This window comes from Shewanella sp. MTB7, from assembly GCF_027571385.1.
Lineage (GTDB): Bacteria > Pseudomonadota > Gammaproteobacteria > Enterobacterales > Shewanellaceae > Shewanella.
Genome location: NZ_CP085636.1, coordinates 4446695 through 4462082, shown reverse-complemented (window position 1 = coordinate 4462082; position 15388 = coordinate 4446695). Strand labels below are relative to the sequence as shown.

Genomic DNA, 15388 nt, shown 5'->3' with positions numbered 1-15388 from the left:
AATGTAATGGAAACACAGATGTTTAATATTGGCGATTGTCTGGACGATTCACCTAAGTCAACTACATCCGGAGACTAATGTAATGGAAACACAGATGTTCGATAGCGTGATAGTTTGGACCATTCTCGCCTTAGGGTTATTTGTTTATCAAAAACTCACTTATTTCATTGTTCGTTTGAAGACGGGACATGGAAACGAGACGGTTCAAGCCTGGAGTGACACCTTAGAAAGGTTGATTTCAGCGCTGCCTTTACTGGGACTACTGGGCACCATCATGGGGTTACTTGACGCCTTTACGGCACTTGCCAATGGCGGTGGATTGACGGCAACCAGTGCCCTGAGTGAAGGTATTAGCAGCGCACTGTGGACCACTCAACTTGGTTTAGTCATTGCAGTGCCTGCTTGGATGTTATTGAGCTACATGAAGAACCTATCGACAAGAGAGGAGCTAGCGAATGCGATCCAGCCTGCAACAGCGCCTTGAACAGCAGCAACAGCACATTGATCTTTCACCGCTGCTGGATGTGGTTTTTATCCTGTTGATTTTCTTTATCGTCACCACGGTCTTTGTCAAAGAGACGGGGGTTGAAGTGGATAAACCACAAGCCATATCGACTCAGAAACTAGCGCGAAATGTGATTATGCTAGCAATAACGAATGCCGGCGAGGTGATGTATGACGGCAACAATATAGGGGTTGCAGGGGTGAGAAATACCGTGGGTCAATTACTGGTACAACGTCAACAACCTGTGGTGATACAAGCTGATAAACAAGTGCCGACAGAGTTGTTGGTGCAAGTATTGGATGAGAGCAAACTGGCGGGGGCGGCGACAGTCAATATCGCCACCATTCGATGATGAAAGTAAAATGGCATCGGGCGTTATCTTTCATTATTAGCTTGCTGTTACTCGCTGGTGTTTTGTCACTGTTATTTATTAATCAATGGTTTGGTGAGTCATATAATAGGACCGTTGAGGTGAGGCAAGTACACCTTGTTTCGCTTCCCCCTCCACCGCCACCAGCTGAGCAGCAAGAGCAAGTGGAATCGGTGTTGGATATGCAGCTTGCGATTGAGGGATCGGGTCCCACCATCGAGATGACGCTTAACAGTAAGTTTGATCCCTTGGCAAAGCAGCCTCCTGCCAGCCCCACATTCAATGCCTCAACAGATTGGCAAACCGATCTTAGTGTCGACTGGCAAGCGTTTGGTCTTGATGAGCTTGATGGTTTACCGACTTTACTAACTCATGCTAAATCGGTTTACCCAAACAGCCTAGTGCGGAAAGGAATTGAACAGTTAGTCGTTAAACTTGATGTGTTTATCGATGAACAAGGTGCACTGACCTTAGTGGCTATCACGGGCACACATTATCCTGAGCTCGATGGCGTGATCAAGAAGTTGATCCGCCAATCCCGTTTCTCCTCGCCAATAAAAAATGGTCAACCCGTCAGAGCGCGTTTTATCTGGCCTGTGGAATTTAAAAAATCATGAATGTTAAATGTAGAATATATCTCTCTCTTTGCTGTTTATTTACCGTCTTGAGTCTGGCAAACGCCAATGCGCAGGTAACTTCTTATACGGGAAGTTATAAAGGAATGGATATAGGGACAGTCAAACTCGTGCTGGATAAACCCATCTGGCTTATTTCATCAAATACGCCTTTGCCGGTAAAACAGGAAGCCAGACTTGATCCTTCTGAGCAATCATTAGCGCAAAAGCTCAGACCAGCCTTGGATAAGAAAGAGTATAAAGCGGCGCTTGCACTGTTAGAAGCTCACTCGAGTGACAAAAAGAGCGCTGCATTATGGCAAGTGATAGGGCAAGTTAACATGGCGGTGAGCCGCTGGAAGCAGGCCGAGTTTGCCTTCTTACAGGCGATAAAGGTGCAACCTGGTCTTGCCCGTTCCCATCGCAGCTTAGCCGCCCTCTATATTAAGCAGTCAAATTACGATAAAGCGCAGCAACATATTCGCCGCGCACTAGTGTTAGGTCAGCAAGATGCGCAGCTTTTTGGTCAGTTAGCGTATATCAATTTGCAAAATAGCTCCCCTTGGTCAGCGATAAACGGTTATCAGCAAGCACTATTACTTGAGCCTGACAGTCGCCAATGGCAGCAAGGCTTAATGTTTGCTTTACTGGAGGCGAAGCATTTTCAGCCAGCGCAAGCACTGGTTGAAGAGCTGTTGGTTAAGCAGCCAAAAGATAAGGCGTTATGGCTACACAGAAGTCAAATTTCCATGGAGTTAGCTCAACTGGATAAAGCACTGTCAAGTTTAGAAGTGGCCTTGAGGCTAGGAGATACCACCGCTGAAAACTTGTTGCTGAGTGCGCAACTCCACCTTAAACAGGGAAGTGTTGACCAATCGGTTAAGCGACTCACCCAAGCGTTAAAATCTTCAAAAGTGAGTTTTGAGCAAGTGGCTTCATCCATTGAATGGTTGGCGCATTATGGTTATCTAACACAAGCTAACAAAGTGATAAAACGCGTGTCGACCCGAGGCATGAGCGCCAGAGAGAAGGGACAGTTTTATGGTGTTAAAGGCAAGATTGCCGCTCAAATGCAGAGCAGTGATATAGCATTGGGCTATTATCTGCAAGCGATAAAATTCTCCCCTGACAATGGTGAGCTGTTATTGGCATTGGCTGAACATTACCGCACTAAAAGTGAGTTTGGAAGGGCAGAACTTTATTACTTGAGGGCCGAGGTGAGCGCCGACGTACGTGTACAAGCCCTCGTGGGGCATGCTCAACTTGCGATTGATCAAGCTCTGTATTCCCAAGCTATTACTTACCTCAATAAAGCACTGCAACAAAGTCCTGAACGCCGTGATTTAGCGCGTAACATCAAAGTACTGGAGCGTCTGGTTAGCCAGAATGGATAATATTTATGTCTGATATTGTAAACCTAACTCAAGAACAATCAGTTGACTCAAACGATGGGATTCATGAGGTGCATAATCATATTCCAAGCGATATCGCCTGTGTTGATGACTACCAAAGCTATGCTAAGCAAGCTTTACCCCATTCGAGCTGGGAATATATTGATGCTGGTTCTGCAGATGAGCTGACCTTGTCGCGTAATCGTAGTGAGTTAAATAAGATAGGTTTGATGACCAAGGTTCTGTCCGTTAACACGCAGCCCAATACACACACAAAAGTAATAAACCAAGCACTGTGCCATCCATTGTTATTAGGACCTGTGGCTTATCAACAATTAGCTCATCCATTAGGTGAGATAGCCAGTCTAAAAGCGGCAAGCGCTCAAGATGTGGGATATGTATTGAGCACCTTATCTAGTATCTCCCTTGAACAAGTGGCCCAAAACAGTGAAGGCGCACCTTTATGGTTTCAGCTCTATATTCAACCGAATTTTAATCATACGTTAGACCTGATAAGACGTGCAGAAAAGGCGGGATTCAGTGCGTTGGTGATCACGGTTGATGCACCTATCAATGGGTTAAGAAACAGAGAGCAACGATCGGGTTTCAGACTTCCTGAGGGGATTAGCGCCGTTAATCTATCTGAGTATGTGAACACTTCATCGAGTGTTCAGGGATTGGCGGGTGGTTTATTAGCGGATTTGTTTAACTCGGCGCCGACCTGGGAGATGATTGCGAAAATCAAACAGCACACCTATCTGCCTGTGATTATTAAAGGAATATTGTCAGTGGATGATGCCCTGAAAGCTAAATCTTTAGCTGTTGATGGCATAGTGGTTTCCAATCACGGTGGGCGAATTCTAGATGGCGTGCCTGCCACAATTGAAGTGCTTGCGAATATTCGCCAAGCTGCAGGCCCTGAGATGAGCATCTTGTTTGACAGTGGCATTCGCCGAGGTAGCGATATCTTCAAGGCCATCGCCCTAGGCGCCGATGCTGTGCTGATCGGTAGGCCTATCATGTATGCACTCGCTACCGCAGGTCCTTTAGGCGTCGCACATATGCTGAGACTACTCAAAGATGAATTTGAGATCACCATGGTCTTGTGTGGCTGCAACTCAATAGAGGATATCACTTCAGATAAGTTGTATCTCAAATCGCAGACGTAAGCCTTCGAATGAAAGCTGATTACATTTTTGGTTCGATTTAACCTCTCTTTTGTGTGGGGCTTGATGATATTTACCTCATCTCTCCCTAGATTGCCCTCTTTTTCACTGACTCCTCTGTGATTACCTTGTATAGACTCAGATATACCAGTTCATTCTACTGAGTTACAGGGAGGCGATTGCCTTGGATATTGACCTTATTACTATCTCCACCGATACCGTGCGCTCCTTTGTCAGCTTCTTACGACTAAAGGGGTTGAACACCGAAGATCTGGAGTTGGAAAGACTAAAGCTAAACCGGGACTTTAACTTTAGGGGGGATCTCGCTTCACAATCGATGGATCATGTTGTCGATATTGACATTTATGAAGCGCTTATTCGGTACGCAGATTCAAAACTGCAAAACACTTGTTTGGGATTTGAGTTTGGTCAATGTATGGACGCTGAGCGTTGGGGGATCCTCGGCTATATTTCCTATACTGCACCTACCTTCCAAGTCGTGCTGGAGAAACAGCAAAAATACCAATGTCTGGTGGGTAATTTCGGTTTGCCCATCAATGAATATGGTGATGAATTTAGCTGGTTGAAATGGCTCCCAGCTTACCAGTGCAGTCATCATGTGGTTGAAGCTGTACTTACAGGCTGGGTTGCAATGGCAAGAAAAGTCTCTGATTCGCAAATTCCATTAATGAGGCTTTATTTTCAACATGAGTGCCAGGGAGATCTGCAAGATTATCTGGATTATTTTCAGTGTGATGTTCGTTTTAATTGTGAGTTTAACGGCCTTGCGGTGGCTAATTCAGTGTTTAGTTTTGAGTTAAATCAGCATAACCCCATTGTCCATGAATCTTTGATTAACAAAGCTGACAACATTATTGAAAAACATATCAATGCCAGCTTGTTAGAAACGATAACTCAATATATTCAAAATCAATTACCTTTCGGGCTGCCGGAGATTGAGCAAACTGCTGAGTATTTTTGCATGAGTGTTCGCACGTTGCAGCGGCGCTTGGGGGAGTACAGCCTGACTTATCGCAATCTGCTGGACGATGCCCGTAAAAAGCTTGCCATTCGCTATCTAACCAATACGAATACTGAACTCATCTATATTGCCCAACTGCTTGGTTTTGCTGAACAGAGTTCATTTCAGCGCGCCTTTAAACGCTGGACAGATGAAACTCCAAATGCCTTTAGAAGAGGTGCAGAACCTGTGCTGTGATATTGATGAGGTGTGAGTGTTATTAACCAAAGACGTCAGCAAAATTGGCATTTGACGTCATTACTTAAAAAGCCCCTTTGGATATGGTTTAGAGACATTCGTGTAAATCAACAATAAAAAGAAATTGAATGGTCTTGTCGACTTATTGATATTTTGGGAGGTGGAAGATGAAAGGGATCAATCGTAAATTGGCCGTACTGAATATGGTCTGTTGCTCACTGTATGGGTTTGGTGCTATTGCCACCGAGGTGAACGTGGTAACAAATAACTATGAGGTTAATGGTGATCTGGTGCAGGACAGAGTATTAAGTAGTGAAGGGACTATCGCTGAAAATCTGAAGAGACTGTTTTCAGAACTTGATAACACTAAGTTGCCATCGGGGATATTGTTGGAGAAGGGAGCGCTGCTACATCGAGAGGCCATTTTACAAAGTGATGGCAATATCAGGCCTGAAAAAGATGATAGACGGCGCGTTAGCGTTTCTTTTACTGATATGTATGCAGAGTTTTCTTATGCTGCCAAAAATAATGAACAGATCCCCTCTCTAGGGAAAATGAAACGATTGGCACAACAGAATTATGAGCGCTTTCAGGCGCTGCCGTTGGCCATTTCGCTGGTGAACTATGAAAGTCTGCAGCCTGAGGCGCTGGAGGATGGCCGGTTGATCATACAAGATGACAAGCTCTACCACCTTCGCGGGCAGGCTGCCTACTGGCAGTCTAGCACTTTTGTCAGTGCCGGATTGCCGGACTATGTCGATGGCATGTGTCAGAGCCAAAAACTGGTTTTACCGTCAGATATGCTGGTGACTAATCAAACCGTTCAGGGACGCCCTGTGCACTTCGAATCTGCCACTATCCAATTTGACGGCAGCGGTGAGTCGATATCTGTGCAACCCGATATGCCATTTGAACTGCCATTTGAACTCAATGGTAAGGAGTCTGTGCCGTTCAGCATTACCATTAATACTAGTGGTGGCATGGTTGCCGCTGAAGGCAAACTTGAACTGCCCTGTGGTATTGCGGATCTGCCCTATCAGCCGCCTTTACCTCACTGTGATCTGCCTCAAGCCGTTGCAACACAAGACTATGGCGGAGTATATGGTCGCCTCAATCCCAGAGTTTATCCTGCCTCGGGCAATACCGACGACTGTCATCAGCTTGAACGTGTATTGGTGATTGTTGATGGCTTTGATATTTTGAACAACCGCAATGCCACTACATTGTGGAATGAGTTTGGGGAGGGGATCCGCCGTTTTATTGAACTTGGTTATGATGTGGTGACCGTAGATTACCACGTGGGTAATGACTATATTCAGCGTAATGGTCTGGCTTTTAAGACCTTTATGGTGGATATAATGCCGACGCTGATGGACAGCGACCCAGATACTACCAATGTGGCAATTATCGCCGGTAGTATGGGGGCGCAGGTGGTGAATTATGGATTGCGCCATGCAGAGCTAGATGGAGATGAGCATCATGCCAGATTGTTTATGGCGTTTGATACCGAATATCAAGGTGCCAATATTCCTATCGGGCTGCAGCTCGAGCTGGCTTTCCTCGACAGTCTGCCTGGTGACAGTGATACATTGGGGGATTTTGTTGAAGCCGTTAATAGCCCATCGGCTCGGCAGTTGCTGATACATCACTATAACGGTGGCGCAGGTATCTATGCTGCGGATGCTCTATTTAGCAGCTTCAATACCGAAATTCACTCTCTGGGATTACCTTTATTAACCCGTAACGTTGGCGTGGCCAACGGCAGTGGCACCGGAGATGATTTTAACAATGGCCTGCGGGGTAACCTTTCACATGTGTCAGCTGTAGAGGGTATTAAAAGACTCTACTTATCAGCCAATACAGATCACAATGGACGGGTATTCCACGGTAAGCTCAAAGTACTGGGGCTCACCTTGACTGAGTGGCAGTACGACATCTTTTCTGGAGCCTTGGCTGATGATGTTAGGCCCGGAGGATTTCGTTCCTCATCGGTGGATATTGCCAGTGGGTACAACGGCAGTGCCGCGGCTATCGGCACTATGAGCTATGAGCTTGGACGTCACGCTTTCGTGCCCACGGAAAGTGCTTTGGGGGCTGACTTTGACGACATTTATCATGAAAAATGCAACTCTCAACACGCTAGCTTGACCGTAGGCAACTTGGAGGTATTTGAAACGGAACTGGTCGCCATGCGTGATGGGGTGACACCTGCGCCAATCATTCCATGGACTGGCCCCTGCGCCGAGCCTGAGCCAGAACTTTGTGCCCAAAGCGTAGCCTGGTGGGATGATACTTTTATCTCACCTACAATCGTTGGAGCGTCCTGTAAGGTGGCTGATGTTCCCGTCGGAAAGGTCGGTTTCGTGGAAGATCAGGACTACTATCTGGAAAATGAGGTCGAGTGTCCAGCGCCTTCCTCCTATGATTTTGTTAATGGCAATTGCCTGATAACCACAATGCCACCAGGTGGCGGATACAGCAGTGGTACTGGGATCATTACCATCTTCCCTTATGGAGGCAGTCCGATCCCAGCGCCTTGCCCTGTTTACAGTGTATTTGACTTATCTGGTGGCGATTTTCCTGTGCCAAGACTATGTGATTTGATTGTACCTATTGGCTACAGCCCTGGTGATGTTGAGCAAGTAGGGGGACGACTCTTCCTAGATATTGGCGATCCTTGTCCTATTGGTACACCGGATTACCCAGGTTGTTGGATGGGGGAAGCTCCTGCTGGGACAACTCCCACCATAGCGGGCGATGCGTTCTATTATATTGAATAATTGAATTGTTATTAAAACCTAAAAGCCCCTGCTATTTTGCAAATAGACAGGGGCTTATTGATCATTCACCATAGTCTCGACATGTTATAGATAAGGTAGGCTTGGTACATTTTCGAGTTTAAGACATCCTGTCTGACAGCTCCCGAACTAAATCAGCAATAAAAGACGAACAATCTAAGTCACTATTACCTTCTATTGGTGATGATGAATGAAGATTAATAATCTTGGCTCGGTTCACGCTTATGATATAGGGTGATGACTGGTATCATTAAGTCATTGTTGAGAAGTCCCATACCTCATACTTCATCTCCATATTCTTATGGGGAATTTGATTAGAAGGATATGCGTCATGTCTAAAGATTCTTTCATTCTCCATTCAAGTTATCCTCCTTCGGGCGATCAGCTCGAAGCTATAGCCAGACTTATAGAGGGAATAGAGGAGGGTGAGTCACATCAAACTCTCAAAGGTGTGACGGGCTCGGGCAAGACATTCACCATAGCCAATATTATTCATCGCTTGAAACGACCCACTATTATTTTGGCCCATAATAAGACTCTAGCAGCTCAGCTCTACAGTGAAATGAAGCGGTTTTTCCCGGAAAATGCGGTTGAATTTTTTGTTTCATATTATGACTACTATCAACCTGAAGTGTATTTGCCCGGTAGTGACCGATTTATTCGTAAGGACTCTGCGGTGAATGCACATTTAGAGCGGTTACGTTTATCGACCACCAAGGCCTTGATAGAGCGACGAGACGTGATCGTTATTGCATCGGTGTCATCTGTTTATGGACTCGGCGATCCTATGGCTTATCGTGAGCTGCAAATTAAGCTGGCTATTGGTGAGGTGATTGAACGACAAGTGTTGCTTCAACGCCTTGATAAACTACGCTATACCAGCTGTAAGCGTACCATTGAACGGGCTACATATCGATTGTGCGGTGATACTATCGATATCTTTCCGGCAGATTCTGAACATAAAGCGGTGCGGGTTGAGTTTGTTGATGATGTGGTGGATAAACTCTATTGGATTTCACCCCTTAGCGGTGAAAAATTCGGTGATATTGAGGAGTATTATATGTCACCGAAAACCCTGTATTCCACATCTGCAAATCAACTTAAGCTGGCTGTCGAGCAGATCACTGAGGAGATGGAGCTGCAGGTTGCCAAGCTTAATAGTGAAAACCGCTTAACTGAGGCGGCAAGGTTGTATGAACGTACTATGTCAGATATTGAGTCGATAGAGCAACAGGGTTACTGTTCAGGCATTGAAAATTATGCTGGTTTTTTAAACCAACGAGATGCCAGCTTACCGCCCACCACCTTGTTTGATTATTTGCCCAAAGATGGACTGTTATTTATCGATGAATCCCATGTGATGGTGCCGCAAATATCGGCGATGTATCACAGTGATCAAAGCCGTAAAAATACGCTGATTGATTTTGGTTTTCGTCTACCTTCGGCGCGCAGTAATAGGCCGTTGAGTTTTGCAGAGTTTGAGTATTTAAAACCTCAGACCATTTTTGTCTCAGCCACTCCTGGGCAGTATGAATTGACCCAATCGAAAGGCGTGGTAGTAGAGCAAGTTATTCGTCCTACAGGCTTGCTCGATCCTGAGATTGAAATACGCCCGTCTCACGATAGTGTGAATGACTTAACTGCCGAGATAAAACAGCGTGTCGTTCGTGATGAGCGGGTGTTAGTGACTACCTTGACCAAGAAAAGCGCCGAAGCGTTACATGACGTGATGGCAGCACAGGGAATTAGAGTGCGCTACTTACATTCAGACATCAAAACAACCGATAGAGTCGATATTATCAACGGACTGCGTGCTGGTGAGTTTGATGTCTTGATTGGGATTAACTTACTCCGTGAGGGACTCGATATTCCCGAGGCGTCGCTGGTGGCGATATTGGATGCTGATCACGCTGGATTTTTACGTTCAGTACAGGCACTGATTCAGATTATTGGCCGAGCTGCTCGTAACGTAAATGGTAAGGCGATTTTATATGCCGACCGTATTACTGATGCGATACGAGCGGCAATAGATGACTCAACCCAGCGCCGTGAACGCCAGCAAGCTTATAACCTTGCTAATAATATTACGCCAGTGTCATCGAGTCGTAAGTTGGTATCCCATCAACAGGCTATGGCTGATGAATATCCCATTCATAGTGTAGAGTTTTGCGGCAACTTAACGGACTTATGTCAGCAAATCACCCAGCGGGAGAGAAGCCTATTACAAGCTGTGGATGATGGACAGCTTGCTCAAACGAAAGTGATTAGGCAGGAGCTGGATGCCCTTTATCGACAGTTTATTTTTATGTGATTAAAGAGCTGAGTCTGCCATGGTTAATGACAGATCGTTAATTGAGCCAAGCCTCGCCCTAGAAGAAACCAGATTAGCCTTGAAGACACTTCATATTACCATGCGTTCAGTGAACAGTTAGACGTGCTTTCTTGACAGGAGTTGATGATCTCTCGTAGTAAAGAGAAGGGGAGATCATATAAACATAGACGTGAATGGATCGAGGAGCAGGTACTCAGTCTAGCCAATATTTTTGCTATTGATGTGGCCGTCTACGCGGTGGTGAGTAATCACTTACATTTGGTGTTGTGGATTGATATTGAATCGGCCAATAACTAGATTGACAGAGAGGTTGTCAAACAGTGGCGTCGATGTTTTAACGGCACAGAGTTGAGCCAGAAGTTTGCTAAGGGGGAAGCGATAAAAGAGTATCAAGTAGCTAAATTAAAAAAGCTTATAGCAACGTATTGTTTAATCTAAAGGGATATTTCACCCTGAAGGACTATCTTGAATTAGTTGATGAAACGGGCAGAATTATTCGAGATGATAACTGATATTCTATTTCAGGCAATGGCTCAAAAATACTGACAATTCTTAATATTTCATCGGATAACTGGATAATAATCACCTCTGAATTTCATCATTTCGCCACTAAAATCACCATTTTCAACCTTATATGGGCTTCATAGTCCATCTCAGAAGACTCGATAAGGTTTAAGAGTAAGTAGAGTGTTGAGAATCGACTGTAGAGCCGTTATGTTATTGATAAATAATGGCTGGCCAGATTTGTTGATCCCCCCCATATATGGAGGTCAGATATACCACAACGGTATCCCTACCCTACCTAAAAGCAAGTTTACGATTCAGCTTCTCTCATCGTCTTTAAGTGATAGACCATTCTGGGTTCTTCATAGTTGCGAGTCTTACCTTATAGGATGTAAAGGAACATGTGCTGCAATCATCATAGATCCTGAAATTAGTCAAATAGAGCATTATCTAGCTCTTGCAGCTAAAGATGGGTTGAGGATTCACTATCTTTTGGACACGCATTCACATGCCGACCATTTTTCAGCAAGTCAAAGTTTCGCGAGTAAAATTGGTGTTCCGATTATTATGCATCGCAGTGCTCAAGTTCCATTTATCGATATGCGAGTTGATGATGGTGAGGTTTTAATTGTAGGGAAATTGAGATTGAAAGTCATGTACACACCAGGTCATACAGGAGATTCTATCTGTATTTTACTGCCCGATCGTGTTCTGACAGGAGACACCTTGCTTATTGGCGGTTGTGGAAGAACAGACCTTCCGACAGGGAGTCCTGATCAACTATATGATAGCCTGTTTAATGGTTTACTCAGATTAAACCCTGAACTTAAGGTATTTCCTAGACACGATTATAAGCAAATTGGCCACTCCACTTTAGGAAAGGAAATTGCTGAAAACCCTCGCCTACAAAAGAAGAGCCGCAGTGAGTTTATTGAACTCATGGAAACATTAAATTTAAATATGCCTATTCATTTAACGGAAGCCTTACGAACTAATCTGAGTGGTGGCAAGACCGTTGAGCAATTGATTACCGAAGCCGCTGAGAAAGTCTCTTTTATGTCTATAGAAGAAGTTCAGAATCGTATTCAATCTAGTTATACCGATATACTTCTTTTGGATGTGCGTGAAAATACTGCATTTGAACAAGGGCACATTTGTAATGCGATGAATATTCCAAGAGGTCAACTTGAACTTTGTGTGAATAAACAATTGCCTGATCCTACACAACGGATTGTCGTTTATTGTGAGCATGGGAAAATATCTACTCTTGCAGCAGCAACCCTCAGAGAGATAGGTTTTAGTCGAGCTGTTGCCCTTGATGGAGGGATTCAAATATGGAAAGAAGCTGGCTACCTTTTGGAAACTGAATAGTGAATCAGTCCAGCCATCGTTACTGGGGTATCTTCATATTAGTCTGTTCGATTGGTTTTCTCGCTAAGTAGAGTATGGAACACTTGCTATAGACTCTATATATTGTTGATTACTAATGGTTAGCTTAATTCTGTGCTCTCAAATACAAAATGTCTCCAATGAACCCATTAATGAAGATATTTGTAACTTGCTATCGGGCAAGTTGCCTCTCTGAGTGTTGCAATTTATCTTAACCCCGTTAAGATAATATTCAGGGTCGGCAGTTCACCTAGGCATCGCCACTGCTCTTTTTATTGAGCGTAGCGCTAAACCTGCTGAGATCACTATGGATATCAAGTTTAAGATATCAGGCAACCTGAATTTTTGTGTGCCTTAGTTGGAATGGCGATCACTGACCCTTGAATGCTGTTGTATTCTCTAGCTAGGCACCCAGAAAACGGGTACATCCTATGTCAAAAAATTTAACTCCTTTTAGCTGCGACGATATCTCGGCGTTGGCTAAATCACTGCGTAAGCAGTTGCAACAACATGAGTCGTTTCCCAGTCATGTAGAGATGTTAAACATCTTAGCCAAGGCTTGTGGTTTACAAAACTTCCAACAGTTGCGTCAGCAACATGCTGAACAGTTGTTATCTGCGCAGCCTGAACTCACAGTTCCTATCCCTAAACGATTAAAGCCTTTTATGAGGTCGGACTACATCATGCATAGCTGGCCGGCAAAATATGCTATTCAGCAGCTGAGTTTGTGGTTTTTCTGGTGTCGATTTCAGTACCTACAGAGCTACAGTGAGCAGCAAGTTAATGGGATTTTAAGCGACTATCTCGATTCTCTCGATTTTAAGGATTTTGCTTTAATTCGGCGTGAGCTTTGTAATCATAAGTTGCTTAAACGCACCGATGATGGCCGCACTTATTGGCGTGCATCTGCAACACCAGCGGAAGGTTTTGAGCCATTGGCCGACTTCTGGCCTAGCCAATTGCAGTCTAATCAATTAGAGCATGACCAATTAAAGAGTGATAACGAGGAGAGTTAAATGAATTTTCAAGTGATTAATGAAGAGTCTCCTATGCTGGTGGATGAGCTGGTTGAAGGTGTGCGAGCATTTGTTCATGAAAAGTTGGGGGATGAAGTCACACTTCCCCTGTCAGTCATAGCCAGAGACGATGATGGTGCATTAATGGGCGGTGTGTCGGGACGAACGATATATGGCAACTTCTTGATTGGCGTTGTTTGGGTCGATAAGAAATACCGAGGTACTGGACTGGGACGGAAGCTGATGCAATCAGCAGAAACTCAAGCCATCGGACGAGTGTGTAATACCAATCAGTATAAAGATGTGATCGCTCAGCGAGAGTTTAGTGCTTCTGAGGTAAGGCAACGAGCGACAAACATAGTTGTTCTACGTTTAAGCTCGTTAACACTGCATCAGGTGTACTAAAACTCGCCTGTAAGGAGTGTTTTTGGCTGCCTACTTCTGCGTTGAATGACCTCACAAGGGAATAACCATTCCATCATTCATTCGCCTTGAATTAGTTTGCCAAAAAATACTCTGAGTAGATCACTTTCTTATACTGATTGGTATATCCCAATTGGATACCTTATCAATTCAAGCTCCGTTGTTTTATCAGAAATTGGGCTTTGAGATAGTCGGTGAAGTCCCTGAGTTTCCCGGTAGTCCTGCGCACTATTTTTTGATGAAAAGGATTAGTTAAAGCCAGAGAGTACTGAGGTCAAACTCCTGCTGTTAACAGCAGGAGTTTATTGCCTGCTCAATGGTTTTTTCTTCATAGCATTCGCCTCGGTAAGGTTACTTAAGCATAGGTTAAACGATGAACCAGTATGAAAGATATACAAGTAGATTAAGAGATGATCTAAGGAAAATAAGCTCTGATGAGAAAGCGGAATCTAGTCGCCGCTACTTTCCTGATGGTATAAATTGTATTGGGGCAAATGCTGCAGATATTAAGTCCATTATTACTGGTTTTCACTCCGACTTTTACTCCGGTTCCCACTCAGATAACGCGGAGTTAACTGCAATTGAGGTATTGGCGATTACTGAGCATCTCCTTTCGACTGCGCAGTGTCATGAGGATAACCTCGTTGCTTTTGGTCTTCTGAATAAGTTAGTCAAAAAGAATTATGATGATGATTTGTTGTTGCGATTTGAATACTGGTTAGAACACTATACAAATAATTGGGCTCAGGTTGATGATCTGTGTATAAAAACCATTTATCAGTTTCTGTTGGCTCGTCCCCATTTGATAGAGAAAACCCAGCATTGGGCAAACTCTGAGGTGTCGTGGTGCCGACGAGCGAGCAATGTCGTTTGGGTAAAGTTCATCAAAAGAGGGATGGGGAAATCGACATATTATTTAGATAAGCAGTTGGTCTTTAACAACTGTGACTTGCTTATTGATGATACAGATGAATTTGTCCAAAAAAGCATTGGCTGGTTGCTAAAAGTTACATCCCAGCATTATGAGGATGATGTCATTAAATATATCGAGAACAATGTAACTAAGATGACGAGGTCAACGATGCGCTGTGCCATTGAGAAAATGGATGCAGCAACAAGACAAAGGCTATTATCTCTAAAGTGAAGAAGTACTTAACATCCATTTTGGCTTTTGTAATAGGGATTGCGATTCTTGTTACGATTGCAATTTATTGGAATGAAGCTAGAAAAGAGGTGGTATTTCTTTGTGGGAACTTTGTGCAAGGGGTTTCTGAGCATAGTGTTGGTAAGCAATTAGATACAGGTAATTTGTTAAGGTATCGTACTGAACCAACTCCCTTTGGTAAATTGATCAAGGTGGACAGCTTATACAGCTTTAGGCTTTATACATGTACCATTGACATCGATGCCAATGGTATCGTGCAAAGCGCCCAACTTGAGTAACATAAATCGAGTGTTTATCGGTTTAGAGAACTAAGTAATAGCAAGCTCAGATAATGCTTTAATAGAGAGCTTAACTCTGATCATTTAATGATATAACTTACTCTGTTAATACCAATCAGTATAAAGATTTGATCGCTCAGCGAGAGTTTAGCGGTCCTGAGGCAAGGCAACGAGTGAAGAGCATAGTTATTCTACGGTTAAGCTCGTTAACACAGGAT

General features: G+C 44.1%; 14 protein-coding genes. All 14 read left to right on the top strand.

All coding sequences use genetic code 11. The annotated features are described in order from the left end of the window. Positions 1-82: 82 nt before the first annotated feature. The 14 genes from HWQ47_RS19375 (at position 83) to HWQ47_RS19310 (ending at position 15170) form a co-directional block, all read left to right on the top strand. The gene (locus HWQ47_RS19375) at positions 83-484 is read left to right on the top strand and encodes a MotA/TolQ/ExbB proton channel family protein (protein WP_269967676.1); all 402 of its coding nucleotides are present in this window, start codon (positions 83-85) and stop codon (positions 482-484) included. Further along, positions 456-857 (top strand): ExbD/TolR family protein, encoded by a 402-nt coding sequence (locus HWQ47_RS19370; RefSeq protein ID WP_269967675.1) that lies wholly within the window; start codon positions 456-458, stop codon positions 855-857. The genes HWQ47_RS19375 and HWQ47_RS19370 overlap by 29 nt, the downstream gene beginning before the upstream one ends. Next, on the top strand, positions 854-1492 hold the full coding sequence (locus HWQ47_RS19365; RefSeq protein WP_269967674.1) for an energy transducer TonB: 639 nt from the start codon (positions 854-856) through the stop codon (positions 1490-1492). The genes HWQ47_RS19370 and HWQ47_RS19365 overlap by 4 nt, the downstream gene beginning before the upstream one ends. After that, positions 1489-2883, top strand: a complete 1395-nt coding sequence (locus tag HWQ47_RS19360; protein WP_269967673.1) for a tetratricopeptide repeat protein — start codon at positions 1489-1491, stop codon at positions 2881-2883. Before HWQ47_RS19365 ends, HWQ47_RS19360 begins: the two co-directional genes overlap by 4 nt. A gap of 5 nt (positions 2884-2888) precedes the next feature. Continuing rightward, a complete protein-coding gene (locus HWQ47_RS19355) occupies positions 2889-4049 on the top strand; it encodes an alpha-hydroxy acid oxidase (RefSeq protein ID WP_269967672.1) in 1161 nt (386 codons plus the stop codon). Positions 4050-4230: 181 nt separating this feature from the next. After that, a complete protein-coding gene (locus HWQ47_RS19350) occupies positions 4231-5265 on the top strand; it encodes an AraC family transcriptional regulator (protein WP_269967671.1) in 1035 nt (344 codons plus the stop codon). A gap of 167 nt (positions 5266-5432) precedes the next feature. After that, positions 5433-8045 (top strand): hypothetical protein, encoded by a 2613-nt coding sequence (locus tag HWQ47_RS19345; protein ID WP_269967670.1) that lies wholly within the window; start codon positions 5433-5435, stop codon positions 8043-8045. A gap of 349 nt (positions 8046-8394) precedes the next feature. After that, positions 8395-10374 (top strand): excinuclease ABC subunit UvrB, encoded by a 1980-nt coding sequence (gene uvrB, locus HWQ47_RS19340; RefSeq protein ID WP_269967669.1) that lies wholly within the window; start codon positions 8395-8397, stop codon positions 10372-10374. 144 nt (positions 10375-10518) lie between these two features. Beyond that, on the top strand, positions 10519-10692 hold the full coding sequence (locus tag HWQ47_RS28005; RefSeq protein WP_326515480.1) for a hypothetical protein: 174 nt from the start codon (positions 10519-10521) through the stop codon (positions 10690-10692). Between the two features lie 417 nt (positions 10693-11109). Beyond that, entirely contained in the window at positions 11110-12270 is a 1161-nt protein-coding gene (locus HWQ47_RS19330; protein ID WP_269967668.1) for an MBL fold metallo-hydrolase, read from the top strand. 449 nt (positions 12271-12719) lie between these two features. Next, complete coding sequence (locus HWQ47_RS19325; RefSeq protein ID WP_269967667.1) at positions 12720-13304, top strand: DUF2087 domain-containing protein; 585 nt, start codon at positions 12720-12722, stop codon at positions 13302-13304. Further along, positions 13305-13709 (top strand): GNAT family N-acetyltransferase, encoded by a 405-nt coding sequence (locus HWQ47_RS19320; RefSeq protein WP_269967666.1) that lies wholly within the window; start codon positions 13305-13307, stop codon positions 13707-13709. A 391-nt stretch (positions 13710-14100) separates the two neighbouring features. Further along, positions 14101-14871, top strand: a complete 771-nt coding sequence (locus HWQ47_RS19315; protein ID WP_269967665.1) for a DNA alkylation repair protein — start codon at positions 14101-14103, stop codon at positions 14869-14871. After that, a complete protein-coding gene (locus HWQ47_RS19310; protein WP_269967664.1) occupies positions 14868-15170 on the top strand; it encodes a hypothetical protein in 303 nt (100 codons plus the stop codon). Before HWQ47_RS19315 ends, HWQ47_RS19310 begins: the two co-directional genes overlap by 4 nt. Positions 15171-15388: the final 218 nt, after the last annotated feature.